Below are 22,964 nucleotides of genomic sequence, written 5' to 3'. Positions count from 1 at the left end.
AAGAGGAGAAGAGAACATGCTGAGTGTGCACCTCATCTGTGTGGGGAAATTGAAGGAAAAATTCTACCTGGAGGCCTGCGCCGAGTATGTCAAGCGCCTGTCCGGGTACTGTAAGCTCCAGGTGGTGGAATTACCCGAGGAGCGCCTGCCCCAGAACCCCTCCCAGGGACAGATCGACGCCGCGCTGGAAAAGGAGGCCGACGCCATTCGCGCCAAGCTCCCCCCCAGCGCCAGCCTGGTTGCCCTGTGCGTGGAGGGAAAGCTCCGCTCCAGCGAGGAGGTGGCCCGGCTCCTGGCCGACTGGAGCCAGAACAGCGCCAAGCATCTGGTCTTTCTCATCGGCGGCTCCTACGGTCTGCATCCCTCCATCAAGGCCCAGGCGTGGGTCAAGCTCTCCATGTCGCCCATGACTTTCCCCCATCACCTGGCCCGGGTCATGCTGCTGGAGCAGATCTACCGCGGCTTCAAGATCAATGAGGGGTCCAGCTATCATAAATAAGGACCTTTCTGGAGAAAATCCTAAAATTCGGCTGGAATTTGCGGCCTTTTTGCGCTATAATAACCATGTCAGAGCCCGTCTATACTTGTAAATCAATGGATTGGAGGTCCTTCCCATGTCCTATCGTGAACGATATGAGCAGTGGCTGAACAGCCCCGCCCTCTCCCAGGAGGAGAAGGCTGAGCTCCAGAGCATTGCCAATGATGAAAAAGAGATCGAGTCCCGCTTCTTTGCCCCTCTGGAGTTCGGCACCGCCGGCCTGCGGGGCACCATGTGCGTGGGCCTGCATCAGATGAATATCCACGTGATCCGCCACGCCACCCAGGCCTTTGCCGAGGTCATCCTGGCCGAGGGGAGCGAGGCCGTGGAGCGTGGCGTAGCGGTGTGCTTTGACTGCCGCAACCACTCCCAGGAGTTTGCCCGGGAGACCGCCTGCGTCATGGCGGGCAACGGCATCAAGGTGCGCCTGTTCGAGTCCCTGCGCCCCACCCCGGAGCTGTCCTTCGCGGTGCGGGAGTACGGCTGCATTGCCGGCGTGAACGTCACGGCCAGCCACAACCCCAAGGAGTACAACGGCTATAAGGTCTACTGGGCCGACGGCGCCCAGCTGCCCCCCCACCACGCCGCGGCCATTGCGAAAAAGATGGAGGAGCTGGATCTCTTCACCTCCATCCGGCGCATGGACTACGATGAGGCGGTGGCCAAGGGCATGATCACCCTGATGGGAGAGGAGACCGACGAGAAATTCCTCGCCAATGTCATGGGCCAGATGAACGACAAGGCCGCCGTGGAGAAGGTGGCGGACACCTTCAAGATGGTCTACACCCCCTTCCATGGGACAGGCTACAAGCTCATTCCCGAGACGCTGCGCCGTCTGGGCATGAAGCATGTGCTCTGCGTACCGGAGCAGATGGTGGTGGACGGAAACTTCCCCACCGTGGTCTCCCCCAACCCGGAGAATCCCGAGGGATTCTACCTGGCGGTGGAGCTGGCCAAGAAGGAAGGCGCCGACTTCATCCTGGGCTCCGACCCCGACGCCGACCGGGTGGGCATCATGGTCCGCAACGACCAGGGCGAGTATATCGTCATCTCCGGCAACCAGACCGGCGTGCTGCTGCTGGATTACCTCATCGGGGCCCGGAAGCGCGCGGGTACGCTGCCCGCCAATGCGGTGGCCCTCAAGACCATCGTCACCACCGAGATGGCCCGCAAGGTGGCTGAGACCAACGGCGTGAAGTGCTTTGACACCTTCACCGGTTTCAAGTTCATGGCCGAGAAGAAGAACAAGCTGGAGGCCTCCGGCGAGGGGAAGGTCATCTTCTCCTACGAAGAGAGCTACGGCTATATGCTGGGCGACTATGTCCGGGACAAGGACGCCGTCACCGCCGCCCTGCTCCTCACCGAGATGGCGGCCTGGTATGCCGGACAGGGCATGACCCTGTACGACGCCCTCCAGAAATGCTTTGAGGAGTACGGCTATTACGGGGAGAAGACCCTCAACCTGGTCATGCCCGGCCTGGACGGCCTGAAGAAGATGGCTGACCTGATGGCCGGCCTGCGGGAGCATCCCCCGGTGGAGATCGCCGGTGTGGCCGTGGAGCAGCAGAAGGACTACAAGGACGGCAGCGTGGTCCGTGTCTCCGACGGCGCCAAGAGCACCATGGAGCTCTCCGGTTCCAACGTGCTGCGCTATGAGATGGCCGACGGCACCAGCATCATCGTCCGTCCCTCCGGCACCGAGCCCAAGGTCAAGGTCTATATCCTGGCCAACGGCGCGGACAAGGCTGTGTGTGACGAGAAGGTGGCCAAGTATGCCGCCTGGGCCGAGAGCCTGAAGGGCTAAGAGTCACAGAAACAAAGGGACCCGGGGCAGAAGAGATACTTCTGCCCCGGGTCCTTCCCTGTGTGTTCAGCCCATGCTGATGCCCATGCGGCGGGCCACCTCCAGCATGCCGTGGCTCTCCGGGACCAGGCGGCTCTTGCCGGCCACATCCTTGAGCTTATTTTCACCCACATGGTTGTTCTTCATGGCGATGGTAATGCCGTAGTTTTCGTCCTCCACCATTTTGGCGGCGTAGGAGCCGAACTGAGTGGCCAGCACCCGGTCATAGGGGGAGGGACTGCCGCCCCGCTGCATGTGTCCGGGGACGCAGACCCGGGTCTCAAACCCGGTCAGCTCCTCGATCTGCTTGGCGATACGGTTGGTGGCGGTGGTATAGCCCGCCTCTGCCCGCTTGGCCGCGCGCTCCTTTTTCTTCATGCGGGCCTCGCAGGCATCCATGGCGCCCTCGGCTACGGCCAGAATGGAAAAGGTCTTCCCCTGGGCGGCCCGGCGCTCGATGGCAGCGCAGACATTTTCGATGGTATAGGGCAGCTCGGGAATGAGGATGATATCCGCGCCGCCGGCGATGCCGGCATAGAGGGTGAGCCAGCCGGCCTTGTTGCCCATCAGCTCCACCACCATGCAGCGGCTGTGGCTGCCGGCGGTGGTGTGCACCCGGTCGATGGCCTCAGTGGCGATGTCCACCGCGGAGTGGAACCCGAAGGTGACGTCGGTGCCGTAGATGTCATTGTCGATGGTCTTGGGGAGGCCAATGATGTTGAGCCCTTCCTCCGCCAGGAGATTGGCGGTCTTGTGGGTACCGTTTCCGCCCAGGCAGAGCAGACAGTCCAGCTTCATCTCCTGATAGTGTTGCTTCATGGCGGCGACCTTGTCCACCTGGTCCTCCCCCACCACCCGCATGAGCTTGAAGGGGGTGCGCCGGGTGCCCAGGATGGTGCCGCCCACGGTGAGGATGCCTGAGAACTCCCGGGGCTCCATGACCCGCCAGTCTCCATGGATCAGGCCGTGATAGCCGTTTGCAATGCCGATGATCTCCACCTGATCTCCCATGCGCTGGTAGAGCGCTTTGGCAACACCCCGCAGTGTGGCGTTGAGACCCGGACAGTCCCCGCCGGAGGTGAGGATACCCACTCGTTTTTTCATTGGCTGTATGCCTCCTTTTCTGTATCGCTCCGTCCGCTTTTCTTCAGCATAGGAGTCTGGTCGTTTCCTGTCAAGCCCCGAAGGGAGATTATGGCGGGAAATGCACGGAAATCCCCGGCTTTAGTTGCATAAAATCGCCTTATATGTTACAATTAAAAAATTGCAGGAATGCAAATGAGCCGGGGGAGAAACCTTCCCTGTGATTTGAGGTCGCGCCGGGAAAACGGCGTTCCGGACGTGTGTGCCGATGGATGGGGACCTTGAATCGGGCACAGCGAAAGGAAGGAACGTATTATGATGGAAATCAACGGCGAACAGGTGGAAGGCCTGTCCAACTATGCCGACCTCGGGCTCTCCGAGGCCGTAATGAAGGCCATTGAGAAGAAGGGCTATGTGCAGGCCACACAGGTGCAGTCGGGTGCCATCCCCTACTTCATGCAGTGGAGAGACGTGATCGCCAAGGCCCCCACGGGAACGGGCAAGACCTTTGCCTTCGGTATTCCCATGGTGGAGCATATCGACCCGGAATCCACCGATGTGCAGGGACTGATCCTGGCCCCCACCCGGGAGCTGGCCATTCAGATCCAGGATGAGCTGCGGGATCTGTGTGCCTTCAAGGAGGGCGTGCGGGTGGCCTGCCTCTACGGCGGACAGCCCATTGAAAAGCAGATCACCCAGCTCAAGAAGCGGCCCCAGATCGTGGTGGCCACTCCGGGCCGCCTCATGGACCATATGAAGCGGCGCACCGTGCGGCTGGACAAGGTGGAGACCGTGGTGCTGGATGAGGCCGACCGGATGCTGGACATGGGCTTTGTGCGGGATGTGACCCGCATCCTGGATCAGATCAAGCACCGGAAGAATATGGGCATGTTCTCGGCCACCATCTCCCGAGAGGTCATGGACATCTCTTGGGTCTACCAGCGCGACCCGGTAGAGATCACCGTCCGCCCGGTGGAGGACTCCAAGCCCGACATCCAGCAGTACCGGATTGATCTGGACAACCGGGAGCAGAAGCTGGATACCATCGCCGCTCTCATTGCCCACGGCGGGTATGAGCGGGCCATCGCCTTCTGCAATACCAAGAACATGACCGATCGCCTGGCGGGGCTTCTGAAGATGCGTGGGATCTCCTGCGAGGCCATCCACGGGGACATTCAGCAGCGGGTGCGGGAGCGTACCCTGGACAAGTTCAAGAAGGGCGAGCTGCGGGTACTAGTGGCCACCGATGTGGCGGCCCGGGGACTGGACATCGACGATGTGGATGCGGTCTTTAACTATGATGTGCCCGATGAGATGGAGAATTATACACACCGCATCGGCCGGACCGGCCGCGCCAAGCGCCACGGAGTGGCCTATACCTTTGTGGCCAACATCACCGAGGGGATCCGGATGGACAGTATTGTCAGCAATACCAAGGCCGAGATCCAGCGCCTGCGCTATGACCAGGACGGATGCCTGATGCTGGTGGAGGAAAAGGCGTAAGCCGCCTTTCGAGGAAGCAGAGCTGCCCGCGGCGATGCCGCGGGCACAGCCATTTTGCTTAGGATTCCGAATTACGGAAAAAGATTTGCTTTTTCAGAGATTTTACCGCTTTGTGTCAACTTCTATGAAGAAATTCTTTACACCGTTCGGCGTTCTGTGGTAAAATACCAAATAGCTAGAACTCCAAGTTTACTTTTCAATATATTCCACGAAGCGGAGGTCTTTTTATGCAACTGCATCAGGTTAAGGAGGTCCTCAATGCCATTGTTCTCTGTGGAGAGGACCGGTTAGATCAGGAGGTCGTTTCTGCCTGCGGAAGCGACTTTCTCAGCGATGTGCTGGCCTTTGTCCATAACCAAAATCTGCTGCTGACCGGTCTGGTCAACCCGCAGGTGGTGCGTACGGCAGAGATGACGGACATCAAGTGCATCGTTTTTGTCCGGGGCAAGCGCCCGGATGAGGACATTATTCAGATGGCGCAGGAGCGTGGCATTGTGGTCATGACCTGCGGCGAGCGTATGTACAGCGCCTGCGGGCTGCTTTACAGCAATGGATTAAGGGGGAATTAGATCCGATGGAACCTGTTAAATTGGTATACCCTGTGGAGGGAGGCGACTTCATCGAGGCTGGTGAGGCTTCCAGCAAGATGAAGATGACATTGAAGAAGCTGGGCCTTCCGTCCGATGTCATCCGCAAGGCAGCGATCTGCATGTATGAGGGTGAGATCAACATGGTCATCCACGCCAACGGCGGGCGCGCCGAGGTGGAGGTTACGCTGGACCAGATCGTCCTGAAAATGATCGACGAGGGTCCGGGCATCCCCGACGTGGCAAAGGCCATGGAGGAGGGGTATTCCACCGCCGGCCCCGAGGTGCGCAGTCTGGGCTTTGGCGCCGGTATGGGCCTGCCCAATATGAAGCGCTACTCTGACGAGATGAACATTGAGACCGAGGTGGGCAAAGGGACCGTGGTCACCATGAAGCTCAAGATCGGATGATGCCTGCGTGGAACCTGGAGTTGATACTGCGATGAAGCACTCTGTTGTCCTGGACCGGAACCGCTGCCGGGGCTGCACGACCTGCATCAAGAACTGCCCGACCGAGGCCATCCGGGTCCGGCGGGGAAAGGCTCTGATCTTGTCGGACCGGTGTATCGATTGTGGGCGCTGCATCCAGGTGTGCCCCCACCGCGCCATTAAATCGGTGAGCGATAATTTGGAGCGGCTGCGTGACTACCGTTACTGTGTAGCAATCCCGGAACCTGCCCTCTATGGTCAGTTTCAGCACATGTGGGACATCGACCTGGTGCTGAACGGACTGAAAAAAATCGGTTTTCATAAAGTGTTTGAGGCCGCCAAAGCAGCGGAGCTGCTGGCGGAATACACCTCCCGCCGGGGGACGGAGGAAAAAAGCCCCGTACCCCTGATCTCGGCCAACTGTCCCACCATCCTGCGGCTGATCCGCATCCGTTTCCCGCGGCTCATTGAGCACATTGACCCCCTCATCCTGCCCATGGAGCTGGCGGCCACCCTGGCCCGCCGGGAGGCGGAGAAGGAAACGGGACTGCCGCCGGAGGAAATCGGGGTCTTTGCCATCGTCCCCTGTCCGGCCAAGGCCACGGCCAGCCACCGGCCGGAGGGACTGGAGTCCCCGGTACTGGACGGCGCTTTTGCGATCCGTGATATCTATATCCCGCTGCTGCGGGCCATGGAGCTGCTGGAAGAGCCGGAGCCCATGCTCTCGGCCGGCGCAACCGGAATCGGCGTGGCCATCTGCAGCGGAGAATGTCACGCCCGGGGGTCCAATAAGTATCTGGCGGTGGATGGGATTGAGAATTCCATCCAGATGCTGGAGGAGATTGAAGACGGCCGCCAGCCCGAGGTGGAGTTCATCGAGCTTTCGGCCTGTACCCAGGGGTGTGTGGGCGGCTGCCTGACTGTGGAGAACCCATATGCCGCCCGTATGCGCATCCGCCGGATGATGAATCAGCAGCCGGTGGACCGATGTGTCCAGCCCCTAGGTCAGGAGGAGGAGAAGGATCTGCAATTCAGCCGGATCCTTCAGTATAGTCCTGCTTTCCGTCTGGATGAAGACCGGGCGGAGGCCATGGCCAAGCACCTGCGGATCGAAGCGCTGGAGTCCCGCCTGCCGGGACTGCACTGCGGTTCCTGCGGCGCACCCAACTGCCATGCCTTTGCGGAGGATGTGGTGCTGGGGCGGGCCTCTCTGGACGACTGCATTTTCCGGGTACGGGAGCGTATGCGGGATGTGGCCGGACCGGGCGGGACCGATGTCTATCTCCCTCCCCCCTTCCGGCAGAAAAAGGCGGAAACAGAATAAAGGCAAAAAAGGCGCTTACCCAACTGGGTAAGCGCCTTTTTGATTAACCGATACCGCCCATGGCAATACCGCAGATCACAACTACGGCGGAAACCAGGACGTAGAAATAGCCGATGACCGGGAAGGAACGGCCCAGCGGCTTCAGACGGCCGCGGTTGAGCTCTTCCCGCAGGGGCTCGATTCCCAGCAGGAAATAGATGAACACCGCGCACAGCACTGCGCCGAAGGGGGAGATATAGATGGTGACCACATCCAGCCAAGAGCCCATCTTGGGCAGGGACTCCAGGAAGACCGATACGCCGAAGACGATGACCGAGATGGTGACCACAGCGGCGGTACGGGAGAAGTGCAGCCGGTTGGACAGGGCCTCGCTGCACGCCTCCATCATGTTCACCAGAGAGGTGATTCCGGCAAAAAAGACCGAGATGAAGAAGATGATGGCAAAGAGCTGTCCGGCGGGCATCTTCTGAAAGACCTGAGGCAGGGTGACGAACATGAGAGAGGGGCCGCTGGTGGGGTCGATGCCGAAGGCAAAGACCGCGGGAAGGATCGCAAAGCCGGCCAGCAGCGCGGCAATGGTATCCAGAATAGCGGTGTAGCCCGAGTGCTTGATGATGTCCTCATCCTTGCGCATATAGCTGCCGTAGATCAGCATTCCGGCTCCATTGATGGACAGGGAGAAAAAGGCCTGTCCCATGGCGTAGATCCAGGTCTTGGGATTGGCCAGATAGCTCCAGTCCGGCTTGAGGAGATAGGCATATCCGCCCGCCGAGCCGGGCAGGAAGAAGACCCGGATCGCGATGATGACAAAGAGGACGAAGAAGGTGGGCATCATGAATTTGCTGATCTTCTCGATACCGCCCTCGACGCCCAGGATCAGGATGAGTGCGGTGAGAGCCACGGCGATGATATGCCAGGGGACCGAGCCGAAGTCCACGGCCAGGGTGTCGAAATAGGCCTGGGCGTCTCCCTGCAGGACCGAGCCGGTGATGGCCCCGGCGCAGTAGCGCAGGACCCAGCCCACGACCACCGAGTAGCCGATGGCAATGCCCAGCACACCGGCCAGCGGCATGATACCGATGATGGAGCCGCCCCGCAGTCCCCGGCGCTTGAGGATATAGTCGAAGGAGCCGGAGGTGCCGGTGCCGGTCAGACGGCCTAGAGCAAACTCGGCGGACAGGCCCGCATAGCTGAACAGGGCCACGAACAGGAAATAAGGAATGAGGAAGGCGCCGCCGCCATATTGGCCCACGCGGTAGGGGAAGAGCCAGATATTCCCCATGCCCACGGCGGAGCCTACCGCCGCCAGCACGAAGCCGACGGAGCTGGTAAACTGGCCGGATTTTGTCTGTTTACTCATGAGTGAAAGCCTCCTGGGAAGTGTTTGGGGTCCAAAGCTCGGTCAGGGCGTGGACAGTCTTGCCCTGACTGCCTGTGACGGTGCGGGCGGTAAAGAGCACATTGAGCACCGCCTCTTCCGCACATTCGGCCACAGCCTGGAAGGGAAGGTCCATGGAGTCCTCCCGGAAGGCAGAGACCGTGCGGATTTTTTCCTCCGCGCGGGGGTCGTAGGCGTTGGCGGTGGAGAAGGCCAAAAAGACCTCCCCGCTACCGTGGCCGATGTAGGAGCCCAGCCGGGCCAACCCCACACTGACCCGCTTGGCGACCCGCTCCAGCTGGCGGGCATCCAGGGGAAGATCGGTGGCCACGATGGCGATGCAGGAACCCTGGTCCTCGGTCTGGCCCACGCGCAGGCGCTCCTCCAGCTGGGGGCCGATATGCTCCCCCGCGATGGTCAGGTCCCGCAGGTTGCCGTGGTTGGCCAGGACCAGGACGCCCAGGGTATAGGTCTTTCCATCCACCTCCAGGCAGCGGGAGGCGGTGCCGATCCCGCCCTTGAGATCGTGGCAGACCATGCCCTTGCCTGCGCCCACGTCGCCCTCGGCAAAGTCGGCCCCGGCGGCCTCCATGGCCGCAAAGACCTCCTTCTCCCCCACGGCCCGGTGCAGGATGTCATTGAGGGTGGAATCGTTGCACTCGCACACCACCGGATTGAGCGAGCGCATGGACACCCCCTCGCGGTCACAGCGGCGGACCATGTACTCCACCAGCGCATCGTGGACCAGGCCCACGTTGAGGGTATTGGTCAGGGCAATGGGAGATTCCAGGGTGCCCAGCTCCTGGATCTGCATAAGTCCCGCGCTCTTTCCAAAGCCGTTGAGGACAAAGGCGGCGGCGGGCAACTTGTGGACAAAGGGATTTTCCGGACAGGGAAAGAGGACGGTCACCCCCGTCTTATGGGCGGGCGTGTCCACCGTACAGTGCCCCACCGTGACGCCGGGCACATCGGTGATGCGGTTGTGGGGGCCCTTGGGAAGCGAGCCCACACACAGGCCGTAGTCGGCCGCACGGAGCTGATGCAAGGTCGGTTCCTCCTTTGGTAAAGCAAATGGGGTGTTGCCTCCCCTATTATCCCGGAAAGGATGCGGAAAGTCAATCGAAGATTTTAGCAGCGCAAAACATAAATACATAGGTGTGCTACTGTGTAAAAGTGCTGTGGAAAGAGGGATTGGGCTTTCCATTGCTTTTTCTCCCACAGATAGGGTAAAATGGGGACGTATCCGATGGAGAAATTTAAAGGCTTCTTAAAAGACTTCCGTTCCGTCTCTTAAAAAAGGGGCGGTATACTACAATCAGGAGAAAGGAACTGCGCCATGTATAACATTCTCATCTGCGATGACGACCGCGACATCGTCTCGGCCCTGGATATTTATCTGACCAGCGAGGGATATGCCACCGTAAAGGCCTATGATGGACTGGAGGCTCTGGAGATGGTGAAGGAGCATGACATCCATCTGATTCTCATGGACGTTATGATGCCCAATCTGGACGGCATCCGGGCCACCGCCAAGCTGCGGGAGAGCACGAATATCCCCATCATCCTCCTCACCGCCAAGAGTGAGGATACGGATAAGATCCTGGGCCTCAACATCGGCGCCGACGACTATATCACCAAGCCCTTCAATCCGGTGGAGGTCATCGCCCGGGTCAAGAGCCAGCTGCGGCGGTATACGACTTTGGGGGGACGCAGCAAGGTGGCGGAGGACAACAGCGCCGTTTTTTCCAACGGCGGCATTACAATGGACGATAATGCCAAGTCGGTCACCGTAGATGGGGAGCGAGTCTCCCTCACCCCCATCGAGTACAACATCCTTCTTCTGCTGATGAAGCACCCCGGGCGGGTCTTTTCCACCGGGCAGATCTATGAACAGGTGTGGAACGACCCCTCGCTGGGCTCGGAGAACACGGTGGCGGTACACATCCGGCACCTGCGCGAGAAGGTAGAGATCGACCCGGCCAATCCGCGGTACATCAAAGTGGTGTGGGGACTGGGCTATAAAATGGAAAAAATCTAAACGTGAACGGGAGGGGCGCCCATGGGGGCAAAGCATAACAGAGGATTTCGGAAGGGCTGTGCCGCTGCACTGTGTATCGTGTGCGGCGCACTGGCCTTCTGGTCCAGTATTTTGCTGGTGTCCCGGTGGGACGATCTGTGGTCCGCCGGTGATTTTTATCAGAGCGGCAGCCTGTATAGCGCCCTGTGGCCCTACCAGGCAACGGTGGAGCAGGGTATGGAACTGCGCCTTCGGGAGACCTGGGGACAGGATCTGGAATATCTGGAAGAGCTTCAGCTGCAGCAGATCGAGAAAAAGCTCCGGGCGGAGCAGACCAACTACCGCTTCCGGGTACGGCTGGACGACGGGACCATTCTGTGGAGCAATCTGGATCAGAAGCAGACCCTGGACGATCTGGCCAGACAGGATACCTACTCCTTTACGGTGACCCAGGGGAATGAGTTGTACAATGAGGATCAAAGCCGCTGGGACAATACCGACAGTTATGAGATCCTCCAGGTTTGGACCGGGGAAAAGTATGTGGAATTCAGTCCCGTGGTCCCAGCAGACGCAGCCGGAGCGGGACAATATGGTTATTCCTACGACACAGACATGGAGCGGTGGATCTGGACCGAGGACCAGGACAGCCGCGTCCACACCGCGAGCCTGGTGGTGGAGAGCGGTGTGACCGATCCCCTGACCGTGCGGGACTCCATCTGGACGGCGAAGGAGAATTATGATGGGATCCAGAACTGGCTGGGGCCGGTCACGGTGCTGTGTCTCATCTCCCTGACACTGACCCTGGTGGGGCTTGTGTGGCTCTGGAGGAGCATCGCATTCTGTTCCGAGGAAAGTCAAATGCTGCCCCTCTCCTGGCAGGACAGGATTCCCTATGAGCTCTACCTGTTGGGGGCGAGCTTCCTTTTCTGCATCCCGCTGGCGGCGGGAGATCCCATCACCACCAACATCAACCAGCACGGGCTTTCTCTCCGGGCGGTCATTGGCCTGGGCGTGCTGACCATGGCCGAAGTGGGCCTGGTTTTGGCGGCGCTTATGAGCACCATGAAGCGGTGGAAAAACGGGATTCTGCTGCGCAATACCCTGTGCTGGCATCTGTGCGCCAGGGTGGGGCATTTCTTCCGGGAGGTAACGCTCCACTGGCCCATCACCCGGCGGGCCGTGTGGATTTTCCTGCTCTATTTGGTGGGCACTGTGCTGACCGGAGCGACCATCATTCTGATTCCGGTCTATCAGGGACTGGTGCTCTGGGGTATCTGCCGGTGGGTGCGCCAGTGGAAGGAGATCCGGAGCGCGGCGGAGGAGATCGTCGGCGGAGGCAGCGAGGTACAGATCGACACCAGGGGGATGTACCGGGATCTGAAAGAGCACGCTCAACAGCTCAACGCCCTGGGGGTCTCCATCACCCATGCGGTGGAAGAACGGCTGCGGAGCGAGCGGTTCAAGGCCGAGCTCATCACCAATGTCTCCCATGACCTCAAGACCCCGCTCACCTCTATCATCAACTATGTGGATCTGCTCAAAAAGGTGGAGATCACCGAGCCCAAGGCCCTGGAGTACCTGGAGGTGCTGGACCGGAAGTCCCAGCGGCTGAAAAAGCTGACGGAGGACCTGGTGGAGGCGTCCAAGGCCTCCACGGGGACACTGCCCGTGTCGCTGGAGCGGCTGGACTTCGGACAGCTGGTGCAGCAGGCCTTGGGAGAATATGAGGAGAAATTTGCCCAGGCCGGATTGACCCCTGTACTGGATCAGGGCGATGGCTGCCGGGTCATTCTGGCCGACGGCCGCCACCTGTGGCGGGTCATTGACAATCTGCTGGGGAACTGCTGTAAATATGCCCTGAGCGGCACCCGGGTCTACCTGGATTTGTCGGCACGGGATGGGCGGGTATTTCTGACGGTGAAGAATATTTCCCGGGCAGCCCTCAATCTCCCGCCGGAACAGCTGATGGAGCGGTTTGTACGGGGCGACACCGCCCGCAGTACGGAGGGTTCCGGACTGGGACTCTCCATTGCACGGAGCCTGACGGAGCTTCAGGGAGGTTCCTTCCGGCTGGATATTGACGGCGATCTCTTCAAAGCGGAGGTCTCGCTGCCGGCTGCACCGGAAGAGCCCCTTTCCCCGCCGGAACAGAGTGGGGAATCCGAGAGGCTTCTGTGAGGGACCAGAGATTCTTTATCTCCTTTTTATCCAATTTTAAGGCAGGACGAACGATCTTTTAACGCTCGTCTGGTATCTTAGAGACAAGGAAAACGGTGCGGAAGGGCGGATGTGTCCCTGCGCCCTATGGAAGGAGATTAAGCTCATGGAAAAGAAGCTCTATCGGACAGAGGGCCGGGAGGCCCTGCTGTTTGGCGTATGCGGCGGCATTGCCGAGTATTTTAATCTGGACCCCACCCTCGTGCGGGTGGTGATGGTACTGCTGATGTGGTTCAAGGGGGCGGCGCTGATCCTCTATCTCATCGCGGCGTTCCTCCTGCCCCGTAAAAGCACCCTCTACCCGGGGAGCTGAGCGGGAGGAATTTGGATCCAAATCAAATACGGTTGCCAGCATTTTTGGATGGATATGCCAAGGCCCCCGCTCCTAACGGAGCGGGGGCCAAATTTTTTTACAGAACAGCGTGCCTCTTTATCCGGAGGTAACGGTGCGGACAATGCTCTGGGTCTCCTCTTCCGTAAAGAGCTGGAATTTTACGGAGGCGGCCAGGAAAAGCGCTTCACTCTCCAGACTCATGTATTCCGACTTGGTGGCGCCCCAGGACATTTCCACCCGCTCATGGGCCCAATTTTCAAAGTCATAGATCGTTTTTCCAGTGGTCAGGTCAAACAGGAATACATAGGTATCCGTGACCAGGGCGCCCAGGGAGTTGGCGGCCTGAAGCGTTACTTTGACCACATAGTAATCATGGTTCAGGCTGAGAATATTTCCGCTGGGCTTGGTCCAATCCGGCAGATTGGCATAGTAGGCAACGCGGTCATAGGGACCATAGCGCATCTCCACCACGTTCATCGTGCTGGGGAATTTCAGACGGTCATAGATATACTGAAGAGATATGGTGCCGAAGGAGATGGGATCCGCCTGCACCGGTTCTTCCGGCGTCTCCGGCTCGGGATTTGGGGTAGGAACGGGAGTGGCGAGAAGTGCGTCCAGATTTTTGATCTGGCTTTCCGCACCGGTACGCAGATCGGAGACCGGCTCGGTGGAGACACGCTCATAGCGGCGATATGTGGGAGAGACATAGGCCATGTCTACCAAGACCAGATACCCCTCCTCCAAATTGAGTTCCGATACATAGTCACTGATCCGCCCAGTAAGGCGTTTGGCGTCACCACTGCCCCGCCAGTCCACAAAATCATTGGTAAAGATACCCCACTGCGCATAGGCGGCGGCCGAGGCATTCGGATTGGTGAAGGTAGCTTTCTCTTCTGTGGTCACCCGGCCGCGGCTATACAGATCATAGCCGGTTTTAGGAACAGTGTGATCTATGCCGCTATAATTTTCGTGGTAGAAAATGCGGATGGACTCTTCCCCGTCAAAGATCAGCTCCCGGTATTCCACGTAGTCGGAATCGGGGTCCCGCTCCTCATAGCGCCAAACACCCTGCAGGGCCTGCGGTGTGAGTTTGAAGTCCAGCGTGAAGGATGTGCGCATGGAAGGGTCGGCCATGAGCGTGACGATCGTGGCCGCCTCGGCGCGCTGGATTGAGCTTTCCGGCGCAAAGGTTCCGTAGCGGTCTTTTCCTTTGATGATGCCGGCATTGTAGAGGCGATAGACGGCGTCGGCATAGCTGTCCGCAGCGGAGACATCGGGGATGGAAGCAATGTCATTGATGGGGGCGAGGGCAGATTCCGGCAGCGCAGCGGCCAGAATGGATGCAAATTGGGCGCGGGTCGCATTTGCATTGTAGTCGGAATAGGTGCCGGCAGTCAGGATCCCATTCTGAATGGCATAGTCAATATAAGGCTGATACCAGGTGGCTCCGTTTGAGAATACGGCCTGGTCCGCATAGTAAATACTATGAAGACGACAGGCCAGGGCAATGGCCTGGGCAAGACTCACATTTCCGGAGGGCGTAAACGTGGTTGCACTGCTGCCGTAGAGCAGGCCAAATTCACAGGCAGAGCGTACACTTTCGGCGTACCACGCATCGGACGATACGTCTGTGAATTGTCCGCTGGTATAGGGAATGGTACGTTTAAAATTGGACAGGCTTCCCTCCGCGGCCAGTGCGGTTGCGGGGAAAAGAGAGAGACACAGGGCACCGGCGAGTATGGATGCCCAAATGGATGAGGCGCCTTTTTTTCATAGAAAAATACCTCCTTCTAAATTTATTTCATTATATTGAACGGAGGACTTCGATACAATATGCAGGCTGCATAGTAGTGTGCTTAAAACAATACCGGGACAGTCGACCACGCTGTGCCGGGTATCATAGACTGCCAAGAGGTGATATGGCGTGGAAAATCCGATCCTTGCCCGGCTGGAGCGGCTGGGGGCAAAGCCCTCTCCCCTGTGGCTGTGGACGCTGCTGGTCTTACAGGAGGGGGAGCGTTACCCCCTGCCGTTCTGGAACGAGGCCCTCTCCCGGGCCGTGGGGCGAAAGGTCTTTTGCCCCTCCTACCGGGCATTGGAACGCCGCCTGGAGGAAGCCCTCCACAGCTGCGATTGACATAAGAGGCGGAATAGGGTACAATGATTGTACAAAATGTACAAGGAGGCGGGGTATGAAACTGACATTTTTTGGCGCGGCCAAGGCGGTGACCGGAAGCTGCCACTGCGTGGAGTGCGGCGGAAAGAAAATTCTGGTGGACTGCGGACTCCAGCAGGGACGAGACGAGCGGGATAACCGGGAGCTGGACTTTAACGCCGGCTATATCGACGATGTCATTGTGACCCATGCCCACATCGACCACTCCGGGCGGATCCCGCTGCTGGTCAAACAGGGTTTTACGGGAAATATCTACTGCACCCGCCTGACCGGAGAGCTGCTCTCCATCATGCTGCGGGACTCGGCCCATATCCAGGAGAGCGACGCCCAGTGGCAGAATCAGAAGGGCAAGCGCGCGGGCAAGGAGTTGGTGGAACCCCTCTATACCGTGGCGGACGCCGAAGCGGCCCTCTCCCATGTGGTGACCTGTGAGTACGGGGATGTGCTGGAGATCGAGCCGGGCGTCAAGGTGCGCTTTACCGATGCCGGGCACCTGCTGGGCTCCTCCAGCGCAGAGGTGTGGCTTACCGAGGGAGATGAGACCCGGAAGATCGTCTTCTCGGGCGACATCGGCAACCGGGACCAGCCCATCATCCGGGATCCCCAGTATATCCGGGAGGCCGACTATGTCCTCACGGAATCCACCTATGGCGACCGCAACCACGATATGGAGGAGGACCCCGAGTATACCGAGCGGCTGGCCGCGATCATTGACGAGACACTGGGCCAGGGGGGCAATGTGGTGATCCCCTCCTTTGCCGTGGGCCGCACTCAGGAGCTGCTCTATTTCATCCGGGAGATGAAGGAGCAGCACATGGTGAAATCGGTCCCCAATTTCCCGGTCTATGTGGATTCTCCGCTGGCCGGTGAGGCCACCAAGATCTTCTCCGGAGACCTGCACGGCTATCTGGATGAGGAGGCCATTGAGGCCCTGCGGGGCGGGGCCCTCTTCCGCTTCCCCGGACTCAACATTACGGAGACCAGTGAGGAGTCCAAAAATCTGAACCTGGATCAGACCCCCAAGGTCATCATCTCGGCCTCCGGCATGTGCGACGCCGGCCGGATTCGCCACCACCTCAAGCACAACCTGTGGAGAAAAGAGTGTGCCGTGGTCTTCGTGGGCTATCAGGGCGAGGGCACCCTGGGACGCCGCCTGCTGGACGGGGTAAAGTCGGTCAAGCTCTTCGGCGAAGAGATCGCCGTCAAGGCCCGCATCGTCAACTTCCACGGCCTCTCCTCCCACGCAGACCGGGACGGCCTGCTGCGGTGGATCGGCGCCTTTGAGCCCAAGCCGAAAGAGGTCTTTGTGGTCCACGGCGACAAGGATGTCACCGAGATCTATGCCCAGACCCTGCGGGAGCGGGGCTTCTCGGCCCACTCGGCCAACTATGAGGAGGTCTATGATCTGCTGACCGGGCGGATCGTGGCGCCCGGCATCGTGCTGGAGTCCAAGCCGGTCTATGTGGCGGACTCGGCCTCCCCGGCCTATCGCCGTCTGGAGGAGACGGGCCGCCGCCTGATGGAGGTCATCGCCCACAACCGGGGCGGCGCCAACAAGGATCTGGCCAAATTTGCCGATCAGCTCCGCGCCCTCATCGACAAGTGGGATCGCTGAGCATACACGGGAACAACAGAAAACCGGCCCCCGCTCCTTCAAGGAGCGGGGGCCGGTCTTGTTCATTTAGAGAGAGGCACTTGCCTGAGCCAGGAAGTCAGAGACCTGGGCGGCGGTGTCCAGAGCCATGGCCTGTTCCGCGGTCCGGAGGGCGTCCGGACCGTTCCAATCGGCGATCTGCTTGCGGGCGGCCAGGATGGACGAGGGGCTGACGCTGAACTCGTCCAGACCAAAGGCCAGGAGCAGCGGGATCATGCGGGGGTCGGCGGCGGCCTCGCCGCACATACCCACCGGGATTCCGGCGGCCTTTCCCGCGGCAATGACCGAGCGAATGCTGCGCAGGACGGCCGGGTGGTAGCAGGTGTAGAGCTTTTCCACCTTGGCGTTGCCCCGGTCCACGGCGATGGTGTACTGGGTCAGGTCGTTGGTACCGATGGAGAAGAAGTCAGCCTCCCGGGCCAGCAAGTCGGCGATGAGTGCCGCGGCCGGCGTCTCCACCATGATGCCCAAAGAGATGTGGGGGTCAAAGGCCAAACCCTCGGCGGAGAGCTGGGCCTTGCACTCCTCCAGAAGCGCCCGGGCGCCCCGGACCTCCTCCACCCCGGAGACCAGGGGGAGCATGATCTTGATATTCCCGTGCCGGGCGCCGGCCCGGAGCAGGGCCCGCAGCTGCACCCGGTAGAGGTCGGGGCGGTCCAGACAGTAGCGGATGGCCCGGTGGCCCAGGAAGGGGTTCTCCTCCCGCTCCATCTCCAGATAGGCGATGCCCTTGTCGCCGCCCACATCCAGCGTGCGGATGATGACCTCTTTCCCCGCCATGAGGTCGGAGACCTGGGCGTAGGCCTGGTACTGCTCCTCCTCATCGGGCAGGGCGGTGCGGTCCATGAAGAGGAACTCGGTCCGGAAGAGTCCGATTCCCTCGGCGCCCGCCTCGGCGGCCGCTTTCGCGTCGGCTACGCTGCCGATGTTGGCGTACAGGTCCACGTGCCGGCCGTCGGCGGTGCGGGTATCCCGGTCCCGATAGACCTGGAGCAGAGCCCGCTCTTCCAGCCACTTGTCCCGGCGGGCCTGGAAGGCAGCAAGGGTGGCCTCGTCCGGGCAGAGGAGCGCGGCACCTTCGGTGCCATCCACTGCCACGGTCATACCGTCCTGGACGGCGTCCAGCAGACCGGGCACGCCCAGTACCGCGGGGACCTCCAGGGCCCGGGCCAGGATGGCCGAATGGCTGGTCTGTCCGCCCACCTCGGTGAGGATGGCGCATACATGCTCCTTGGAGAGGCTCACCGTCATGGAGGGGGTCAGATCGTGGACCACCAGAACGGTGCCCTCGGGCAGGGCGGCCAGATCCACGCTCTCGGCGTGGAGCAGGATGCCCAGCATCCGGGTGCGGATGTCGCCGATATCGGCGGCGCGCTGGCGCATGAGCTCATCCTCTACCCCGGAAAACATGGCGATAAAGGTCTGGCAGACGGTGTCCAGGGCCTCCTCGGCGCACTTGCCGGTGTCGATGGCCTCTTCCATCTGGGAGAGCATGAAGGGATCTTCCAGCATCATGATCTGACCGGTGAGGATGGCAGCCTCTGCCTCCCCCAAGCGGTTGGTTATGTCATCGGCCATGGCCTGGGTGCGCTGGGTAAAGAGGTCTGCCGCCGCGCGCAGTCGGGCCTTTTCCTGCTCCGCCCCGGAAAAGGGAACGGAGGTATAGTCCAGATTCTGCTCCCGCACGCAGACCGCTGTGCCGATTCCAATGCCTGCGGAGGCGCCCACACCGTGTAACGTCATAGTCATGTTCCTTTCTCCCGGCTGATCGGGCTCTTATTCGCCCAGGCCGGACTCCACCAGCGCCACGGCGGCCTTGAGGCAGTCGGCCTCGTTGGAGCCGTTGCAGCAGATCTCGATCTCGGTGCCCTGCTTGATGCAGGCGGCCATCAGGTTCATGATGCTGCGGGCGTTGATCTCGCGGCCGTTGGCGATCACGGTGACATCACAGCCAAAGGGGGTGATGGTCTTGACAAAGAGCTGCGCGGGACGCATGTGCATGCCCATGGGGTTGATGATTGTAGTCTTGGCGGATACCATAATCAGATCTTCCTTTCTTCATAAACACAGGGTTGGTATGGATGGTTAGGGGCTCTTCTGTCCCCGGATCATCCGGGGACAGAAGAGGTGGATTTACGCTTTTTTGCGCTTGAGGATGGCCAGCAGCAGCATGCCCACCAGGGAGCCAACAGCCAGGGCCACAAAATAGCCCAGCACATTGTGCATGACCGGGAATACGAACAGTCCGCCGTGGGGCGCGGGGGAGGCGCAGCCCAGAAGCATGGACAGCGCGCCGGCCACGCCGGAACCCAGGATGCAGGCAGGCAGGACCCGAAGCGGGTCACTGGCGGCAAAGGGAATGGCGCCCTCTGTGATAAAGCACAGGCCCATGATATAGTTGACCGGGCCGGACTTGCGCTCCTCGGGGGTAAAGCGGTTGCCGAAGAAGGTGGTGGCCAGAGCGATGGCGATGGGCGGGACCATGCCGCCGATCATCACAGCTGCCATCACACCGGAGCCTCCCGCGGCGATGTCCGCGGTGGCCAGGGTGGAGGTACCGAAGAGGTAGGCAGCCTTATTGAAGGGGCCGCCCATATCAATGGCCATCATGGCCGCTACCACAAAGCCGAGGACCACACGGCTGCCCTCGTTCATGGAGGCCAGGCCGGCGTAGAGGGCGTTGTTCAGCATGCCCACAAAGGGATTGACCACACACATGAAGAGGCCGATGATCAGCAGACCTACCACTGGATAGATGAGGACGGGCTTGATGCCCTCCAGGGCCCGGGGAAGCCGGTCGCAGAGCTTGCGCAGCCCCAGCATCAGATAGCCCGCGGCAAAGCCGGCGATGAGGGCGCCCAGGAATCCGGCGGAAATGGAGCCGCCGCCGGGCTGCAGGAAGGTGGCGCCCGATACGGCCAGCGAACCGCCCACAAAGCCCACCATCAGACCGGGCCGGTCGGCAATGGCCATGGCGATATAGCCGGCCAGAATGGGCAGCATGAAGTTGAAGGCAACTCCGCCGATGTTCTTGAACCAGGCGGCCAGCGGGGTGTTCGTACCGAAGTTGGCGTAGTCGATGGAGGGATCGTCCAGCAGGAAGGCCAGGGCGATGAGAATGCCGCCGCCGATGACAAAGGGCAGCATATGGGACACGCCGTTCATGAGCTGCTTATAGAGCTTGCGGCCCAGGCTCTCCCGGATCTCCTCCTGGACGACGGCGCCGGTGTGGTGGTAGATGGGGGCGTCGGGTGCCTTTCGAATGAGCTCCTCCGGGTGGTGGATGCCCTCTGCCACAGGTACCCGGAGAACATGCTTGCCGTCAAAGCGGCTCAGGTCCACCTCTTTGTCCGCGGCGATGATGACCGCATCCGCCCCGGCGATCTCGTCCCGGGTCAGGATGTTTTTGGCTCCGCCGGAGCCCTGGGTCTCCGCCTTGAGGGGAATGCCGATCTCGGACCCTTTTTTCTCCAGCGCTTCGGCGGCCATATAGGTGTGTGCGATGCCGGTGGGGCAGGCGGTGACCGCCACGATGCGGTAGCCCTGCGCCTGCGCCTGCTCCGGAGCCGATGCGGGAGCGGGCACCTCATCGGGATACTTCTCGGCCTCCTGTTGGTCGATGCAGGCCAGGAATTCCGTCACATCCCCGGCGGAGAGCAGGCGCTGACAGAAGGTCTCGTCCATCAGCATGACCATCAGCCGGGAGAGGATCTCCAGGTGGGTGTCTCCCCCGTCCTTGGGGGCCGCGATCATAAAGAAGAGGGTGGAGGGCTGGCCATCCGGGGCGTCATAATCCACGCCGCCGGGAACGGTGATGGCCGCGAGGCCGGGCCGCTTGACCGCGGCGCTCTTGGCGTGAGGGACGGCGATCCCGCAGCCGATGGCCGTGGTGCTCTGTTCTTCCCGGGCCAGAATGTCCTTTTTATAGAGGGCCTGGTCGGTCAGATTGCCCGCCTTGCTGTGCAGGGCCACCAGCAGGTCCACTGCGGCGGCCTTATCGGCAGGCGACGCGTTGAGCTGAATGCTCTCGGCGCGCAGAAGGTCGGTGATGCGCATGACTCTCATCCTTTCAAATCAGGTTTGAAGAAACAATGCTCAGAGGGTACGGAGGACGGCCTCGACCGCGTCCCGGGAGGCAAGACCGTCGGAGAAGGCGGTGGCCCCGCCGGCGGCCGTCCCAAGGCGCAGGGCGGACTCATATTGGCCCGAATCAAGCCATCCGGCCAGGAAACCGGCGACCATGGAGTCACCCGCTCCCACGGAGTTGCGTACGGTGCCCCGGGCTGCCGGGGCCTGGTGGAAGCGGCCGGTCTCATCCAGAAGGATGGCCCCATCCCCTGCCATGGAGACCAGCACATTTCGGGCGCCCCGCTCCTGAAGTTTGGCGGCGCAGGCGCGGACCTCGTCCAGTGTCTCCAGGGTCTGTCCGAACATACCGCCCAGCTCCAGCCGGTTGGGCTTGATGAGGAAGGGACGGTATTTGAGCACGTTGGCCAGCAGATCGCCCTCGGCGTCGACGACAGCCGAGATGCCCCGGCCATCCAGCCGTTCCAGAATGCGCTCGTAGATGTCACTGGGCAGGGAGGCGGGAATGGAACCGGCCAGTACCAGAATATCCCCGCCGGTCAGCGCATCGAGCTTGCGGAACAGGGCCTCCAGCGCCTCCGGGGGAATGGCGGGTCCCCGGCCGTTGAGCTCGGTCTCCTCCCCCGCCTTGATCTTGACATTGATCCGGGTGAATCCCTCCGGCAGGTGGATAAAGTCTGTGCGTACTCCTGCGGCGGAGAGGCCGGCCTCAATGGCCCGGCCGGTAAACCCGGCCAGAAAACCCAGAGCGACGCTCTCCGTTCCCAGGTTGCCCAGGACGGTGGAGACATTGATGCCCTTGCCGCCGAACTGGATCAGCTCCTGGCTGGCGCGGTTGATGCTTCCCGGCTCCAGACGGTCCATGCGGACCACATAGTCGATGGCCGGATTAAAGGTGACGGTGTAGATCATAGGTGCGTTTCTCCTACTTCCTTGATGACGGCATGGGCGCGGAAGCTCTCGTCGGGCAGCGTGTCGGTGATGATACAGACCTGGCTGAGAGGACGGACGGTCACCGCCGTCACCTTGCCGAATTTGCTGGAGTCGGCCAGCACATAGGTGAGGTAGGCCTGCTCTGCCGCCCGGGTCTTGACCGCGGCCTCCTCTGCGTCGGGGGTAGTGCATCCCTGCCGGAGGGCAATGCCGTTGATTCCCAGAAAGGCCTTGGTGAAGTTGTAGCGCTCCAGTGCTGCAATGGCCTCCGCGCCCACGATGGCCTCGGTGCCCAGCTTGAGCCTGCCGCCCACCATGTAGACCTTGCGGCCCAGCTTGCTCAGACGGCGGGCACAGGCAATGCTGGTGGTGACAAAGGTGGCGCCGGACTGGCCCAGACAGTTGGCCATGGCCAGGGTGGTTGTGCCCGCGTCCAGAAAGACAAAGTCGTCGTCGTACACCAGCGAGGCGGCGTACCGTCCGATGGACGCCTTTTCCTCAATGTGGAGCAGAGACTTGGTGGAGAGATCCGGCTCTTCCGGGTCAAACTGTCCTCCCACCGCGACGGCCCCGCCGTGGACCTTGCTCACCTTGCCCTGCCGGTCCAGCAGGTTCAGATCCCGCCGGATCGTGGCCTCAGAGGCCCCGGTGGCCTCACAGAGCTGGGCCACCGTAGCGGCGCCCCGCTGCTCCACTGCGGCGACAATGGCGGCCAACCGCTCTTCCGCCAACATAGCAGACCCTCCTTTTTGATCTGAAATGATTTGTTTTTATTGCTTGATGCTATTATAGCACAATTACAATCAATTTCAATCTTAAACAATCATTTTCAGTCAGTCAAGGCGCCAAAAATCAGAGGCTAT

General features: G+C 60.7%; 20 protein-coding genes. 11 read left to right on the top strand and 9 right to left on the bottom strand.

Annotated elements, in window-relative coordinates:
• Positions 1-16: 16 nt before the first annotated feature.
• Complete coding sequence (rlmH, locus tag H8S34_RS04055; RefSeq protein WP_101692341.1) at positions 17-499, top strand: 23S rRNA (pseudouridine(1915)-N(3))-methyltransferase RlmH; 483 nt, start codon at positions 17-19, stop codon at positions 497-499.
• Between the two features lie 115 nt (positions 500-614).
• Positions 615-2,342: a phospho-sugar mutase gene (locus H8S34_RS04050; protein WP_186963112.1), complete on the top strand. Its 1,728-nt coding sequence runs from the start codon at positions 615-617 to the stop codon at positions 2,340-2,342.
• Positions 2,343-2,408: 66 nt separating this feature from the next.
• Here the strand turns inward: H8S34_RS04050 and H8S34_RS04045 are convergent, their stop codons facing one another.
• Complete coding sequence (locus H8S34_RS04045) at positions 2,409-3,485, bottom strand: 6-phosphofructokinase (RefSeq protein ID WP_101692339.1); 1,077 nt, start codon at positions 3,483-3,485, stop codon at positions 2,409-2,411.
• A gap of 297 nt (positions 3,486-3,782) precedes the next feature.
• On the opposite strand from H8S34_RS04045, the gene H8S34_RS04040 reads away from it, so the two are divergent.
• The 4 genes from H8S34_RS04040 to H8S34_RS04025 all read left to right on the top strand — a co-directional run bounded on the left by H8S34_RS04040 (position 3,783) and on the right by H8S34_RS04025 (position 7,306).
• On the top strand, positions 3,783-4,967 hold the full coding sequence (locus tag H8S34_RS04040) for a DEAD/DEAH box helicase (RefSeq protein ID WP_186963246.1): 1,185 nt from the start codon (positions 3,783-3,785) through the stop codon (positions 4,965-4,967).
• A gap of 227 nt (positions 4,968-5,194) precedes the next feature.
• Positions 5,195-5,536 carry a DRTGG domain-containing protein gene (locus tag H8S34_RS04035; protein ID WP_101692338.1) on the top strand — a complete coding sequence of 114 codons (342 nt, stop codon included), beginning with the start codon at positions 5,195-5,197 and terminating at the stop codon, positions 5,534-5,536.
• Between the two features lie 5 nt (positions 5,537-5,541).
• Positions 5,542-5,964, top strand: coding sequence for an ATP-binding protein (locus tag H8S34_RS04030; RefSeq protein ID WP_101692337.1), 423 nt, complete (start codon positions 5,542-5,544; stop codon positions 5,962-5,964).
• A 31-nt stretch (positions 5,965-5,995) separates the two neighbouring features.
• Positions 5,996-7,306, top strand: a complete 1,311-nt coding sequence (locus tag H8S34_RS04025; protein ID WP_101692336.1) for a [Fe-Fe] hydrogenase large subunit C-terminal domain-containing protein — start codon at positions 5,996-5,998, stop codon at positions 7,304-7,306.
• Positions 7,307-7,349: 43 nt separating this feature from the next.
• Here H8S34_RS04025 and H8S34_RS04020 read toward each other — a convergent pair whose 3' ends face one another.
• Both H8S34_RS04020 and H8S34_RS04015 read right to left on the bottom strand, forming a co-directional pair.
• Positions 7,350-8,666, bottom strand: coding sequence for a sodium-dependent transporter (locus H8S34_RS04020; RefSeq protein ID WP_186963111.1), 1,317 nt, complete (start codon positions 8,664-8,666; stop codon positions 7,350-7,352).
• Positions 8,659-9,729, bottom strand: a complete 1,071-nt coding sequence (locus tag H8S34_RS04015) for a DmpA family aminopeptidase (RefSeq protein WP_235964116.1) — start codon at positions 9,727-9,729, stop codon at positions 8,659-8,661. The genes H8S34_RS04020 and H8S34_RS04015 overlap by 8 nt, the downstream gene beginning before the upstream one ends.
• A 291-nt stretch (positions 9,730-10,020) precedes the next feature.
• Between H8S34_RS04015 and H8S34_RS04010 the strand changes: the two genes are divergently transcribed.
• From H8S34_RS04010 to H8S34_RS04000, 3 genes are all read left to right on the top strand, one after another.
• Positions 10,021-10,722, top strand: coding sequence for a response regulator transcription factor (locus tag H8S34_RS04010; RefSeq protein ID WP_101692333.1), 702 nt, complete (start codon positions 10,021-10,023; stop codon positions 10,720-10,722).
• 21 nt (positions 10,723-10,743) lie between these two features.
• Positions 10,744-12,879, top strand: a complete 2,136-nt coding sequence (locus tag H8S34_RS04005; protein WP_186963109.1) for a sensor histidine kinase — start codon at positions 10,744-10,746, stop codon at positions 12,877-12,879.
• 145 nt (positions 12,880-13,024) lie between these two features.
• Positions 13,025-13,231 carry a PspC domain-containing protein gene (locus H8S34_RS04000; RefSeq protein ID WP_101692331.1) on the top strand — a complete coding sequence of 69 codons (207 nt, stop codon included), beginning with the start codon at positions 13,025-13,027 and terminating at the stop codon, positions 13,229-13,231.
• Between the two features lie 117 nt (positions 13,232-13,348).
• Here H8S34_RS04000 and H8S34_RS03995 read toward each other — a convergent pair whose 3' ends face one another.
• Positions 13,349-14,908: an S-layer homology domain-containing protein gene (locus tag H8S34_RS03995; protein WP_366485675.1), complete on the bottom strand. Its 1,560-nt coding sequence runs from the start codon at positions 14,906-14,908 to the stop codon at positions 13,349-13,351.
• 268 nt (positions 14,909-15,176) lie between these two features.
• On the opposite strand from H8S34_RS03995, the gene H8S34_RS03985 reads away from it, so the two are divergent.
• Positions 15,177-15,389 (top strand): hypothetical protein, encoded by a 213-nt coding sequence (locus tag H8S34_RS03985; RefSeq protein ID WP_101692329.1) that lies wholly within the window; start codon positions 15,177-15,179, stop codon positions 15,387-15,389.
• 55 nt (positions 15,390-15,444) lie between these two features.
• A complete protein-coding gene (locus tag H8S34_RS03980; protein WP_186963107.1) occupies positions 15,445-17,043 on the top strand; it encodes an MBL fold metallo-hydrolase RNA specificity domain-containing protein in 1,599 nt (532 codons plus the stop codon).
• Positions 17,044-17,109: 66 nt separating this feature from the next.
• On the opposite strand, the gene ptsP is transcribed toward H8S34_RS03980, so the two are convergent.
• The 5 genes from ptsP to H8S34_RS03955 all read right to left on the bottom strand — a co-directional run bounded on the left by ptsP (position 17,110) and on the right by H8S34_RS03955 (position 22,835).
• Positions 17,110-18,831, bottom strand: coding sequence for a phosphoenolpyruvate--protein phosphotransferase (gene ptsP / locus H8S34_RS03975; protein WP_366485630.1), 1,722 nt, complete (start codon positions 18,829-18,831; stop codon positions 17,110-17,112).
• Between the two features lie 27 nt (positions 18,832-18,858).
• Positions 18,859-19,122 (bottom strand): HPr family phosphocarrier protein, encoded by a 264-nt coding sequence (locus H8S34_RS03970; protein ID WP_101692327.1) that lies wholly within the window; start codon positions 19,120-19,122, stop codon positions 18,859-18,861.
• Positions 19,123-19,215: 93 nt separating this feature from the next.
• Positions 19,216-21,138 (bottom strand): PTS fructose transporter subunit IIABC, encoded by a 1,923-nt coding sequence (locus tag H8S34_RS03965; RefSeq protein ID WP_186963106.1) that lies wholly within the window; start codon positions 21,136-21,138, stop codon positions 19,216-19,218.
• 39 nt (positions 21,139-21,177) lie between these two features.
• Positions 21,178-22,080, bottom strand: coding sequence for a 1-phosphofructokinase (gene pfkB, locus H8S34_RS03960; RefSeq protein ID WP_101692325.1), 903 nt, complete (start codon positions 22,078-22,080; stop codon positions 21,178-21,180).
• Entirely contained in the window at positions 22,077-22,835 is a 759-nt protein-coding gene (locus tag H8S34_RS03955; RefSeq protein WP_186963105.1) for a DeoR/GlpR family DNA-binding transcription regulator, read from the bottom strand. The genes pfkB and H8S34_RS03955 overlap by 4 nt, the downstream gene beginning before the upstream one ends.
• Between the last annotated feature and the right edge of the window lie 129 nt (positions 22,836-22,964).

The sequence above is a fragment of the Pseudoflavonifractor hominis genome (genome assembly GCF_014288125.1).
In the GTDB taxonomy this organism is placed as follows: domain Bacteria; phylum Bacillota; class Clostridia; order Oscillospirales; family Oscillospiraceae; genus Pseudoflavonifractor_A; species Pseudoflavonifractor_A gallinarum.
The sequence above is the reverse complement of the archived record's forward strand: the minus strand, read 5'-3'. Positions and strand labels throughout refer to the sequence as shown.

What these genes read in the sequence shown, in the direction of transcription:
- H8S34_RS03970 (WP_101692327.1), bottom strand. Translation starts at nt 19,122, where the DNA reads ATGGTATCCGCCAAGACTACAATCATCAACCCCATGGGCATGCACATG.
- H8S34_RS04010 (WP_101692333.1), top strand. Translation starts at nt 10,021, where the DNA reads ATGTATAACATTCTCATCTGCGATGACGACCGCGACATCGTCTCGGCC.
- H8S34_RS04000 (WP_101692331.1), top strand. Translation starts at nt 13,025, where the DNA reads ATGGAAAAGAAGCTCTATCGGACAGAGGGCCGGGAGGCCCTGCTGTTT.
- rlmH (WP_101692341.1), top strand. Translation starts at nt 17, where the DNA reads ATGCTGAGTGTGCACCTCATCTGTGTGGGGAAATTGAAGGAAAAATTC.
- H8S34_RS04050 (WP_186963112.1), top strand. Translation starts at nt 615, where the DNA reads ATGTCCTATCGTGAACGATATGAGCAGTGGCTGAACAGCCCCGCCCTC.
- H8S34_RS04030 (WP_101692337.1), top strand. Translation starts at nt 5,542, where the DNA reads ATGGAACCTGTTAAATTGGTATACCCTGTGGAGGGAGGCGACTTCATC.
- H8S34_RS04005 (WP_186963109.1), top strand. Translation starts at nt 10,744, where the DNA reads ATGGGGGCAAAGCATAACAGAGGATTTCGGAAGGGCTGTGCCGCTGCA.
- H8S34_RS04035 (WP_101692338.1), top strand. Translation starts at nt 5,195, where the DNA reads ATGCAACTGCATCAGGTTAAGGAGGTCCTCAATGCCATTGTTCTCTGT.
- H8S34_RS04040 (WP_186963246.1), top strand. Translation starts at nt 3,783, where the DNA reads ATGGAAATCAACGGCGAACAGGTGGAAGGCCTGTCCAACTATGCCGAC.
- H8S34_RS03980 (WP_186963107.1), top strand. Translation starts at nt 15,445, where the DNA reads ATGAAACTGACATTTTTTGGCGCGGCCAAGGCGGTGACCGGAAGCTGC.
- pfkB (WP_101692325.1), bottom strand. Translation starts at nt 22,080, where the DNA reads ATGATCTACACCGTCACCTTTAATCCGGCCATCGACTATGTGGTCCGC.
- H8S34_RS04025 (WP_101692336.1), top strand. Translation starts at nt 5,996, where the DNA reads ATGAAGCACTCTGTTGTCCTGGACCGGAACCGCTGCCGGGGCTGCACG.
- H8S34_RS04020 (WP_186963111.1), bottom strand. Translation starts at nt 8,666, where the DNA reads ATGAGTAAACAGACAAAATCCGGCCAGTTTACCAGCTCCGTCGGCTTC.
- ptsP (WP_366485630.1), bottom strand. Translation starts at nt 18,831, where the DNA reads ATGACTATGACGTTACACGGTGTGGGCGCCTCCGCAGGCATTGGAATC.
- H8S34_RS03965 (WP_186963106.1), bottom strand. Translation starts at nt 21,138, where the DNA reads ATGCGCATCACCGACCTTCTGCGCGCCGAGAGCATTCAGCTCAACGCG.
- H8S34_RS03955 (WP_186963105.1), bottom strand. Translation starts at nt 22,835, where the DNA reads ATGTTGGCGGAAGAGCGGTTGGCCGCCATTGTCGCCGCAGTGGAGCAG.
- H8S34_RS04045 (WP_101692339.1), bottom strand. Translation starts at nt 3,485, where the DNA reads ATGAAAAAACGAGTGGGTATCCTCACCTCCGGCGGGGACTGTCCGGGT.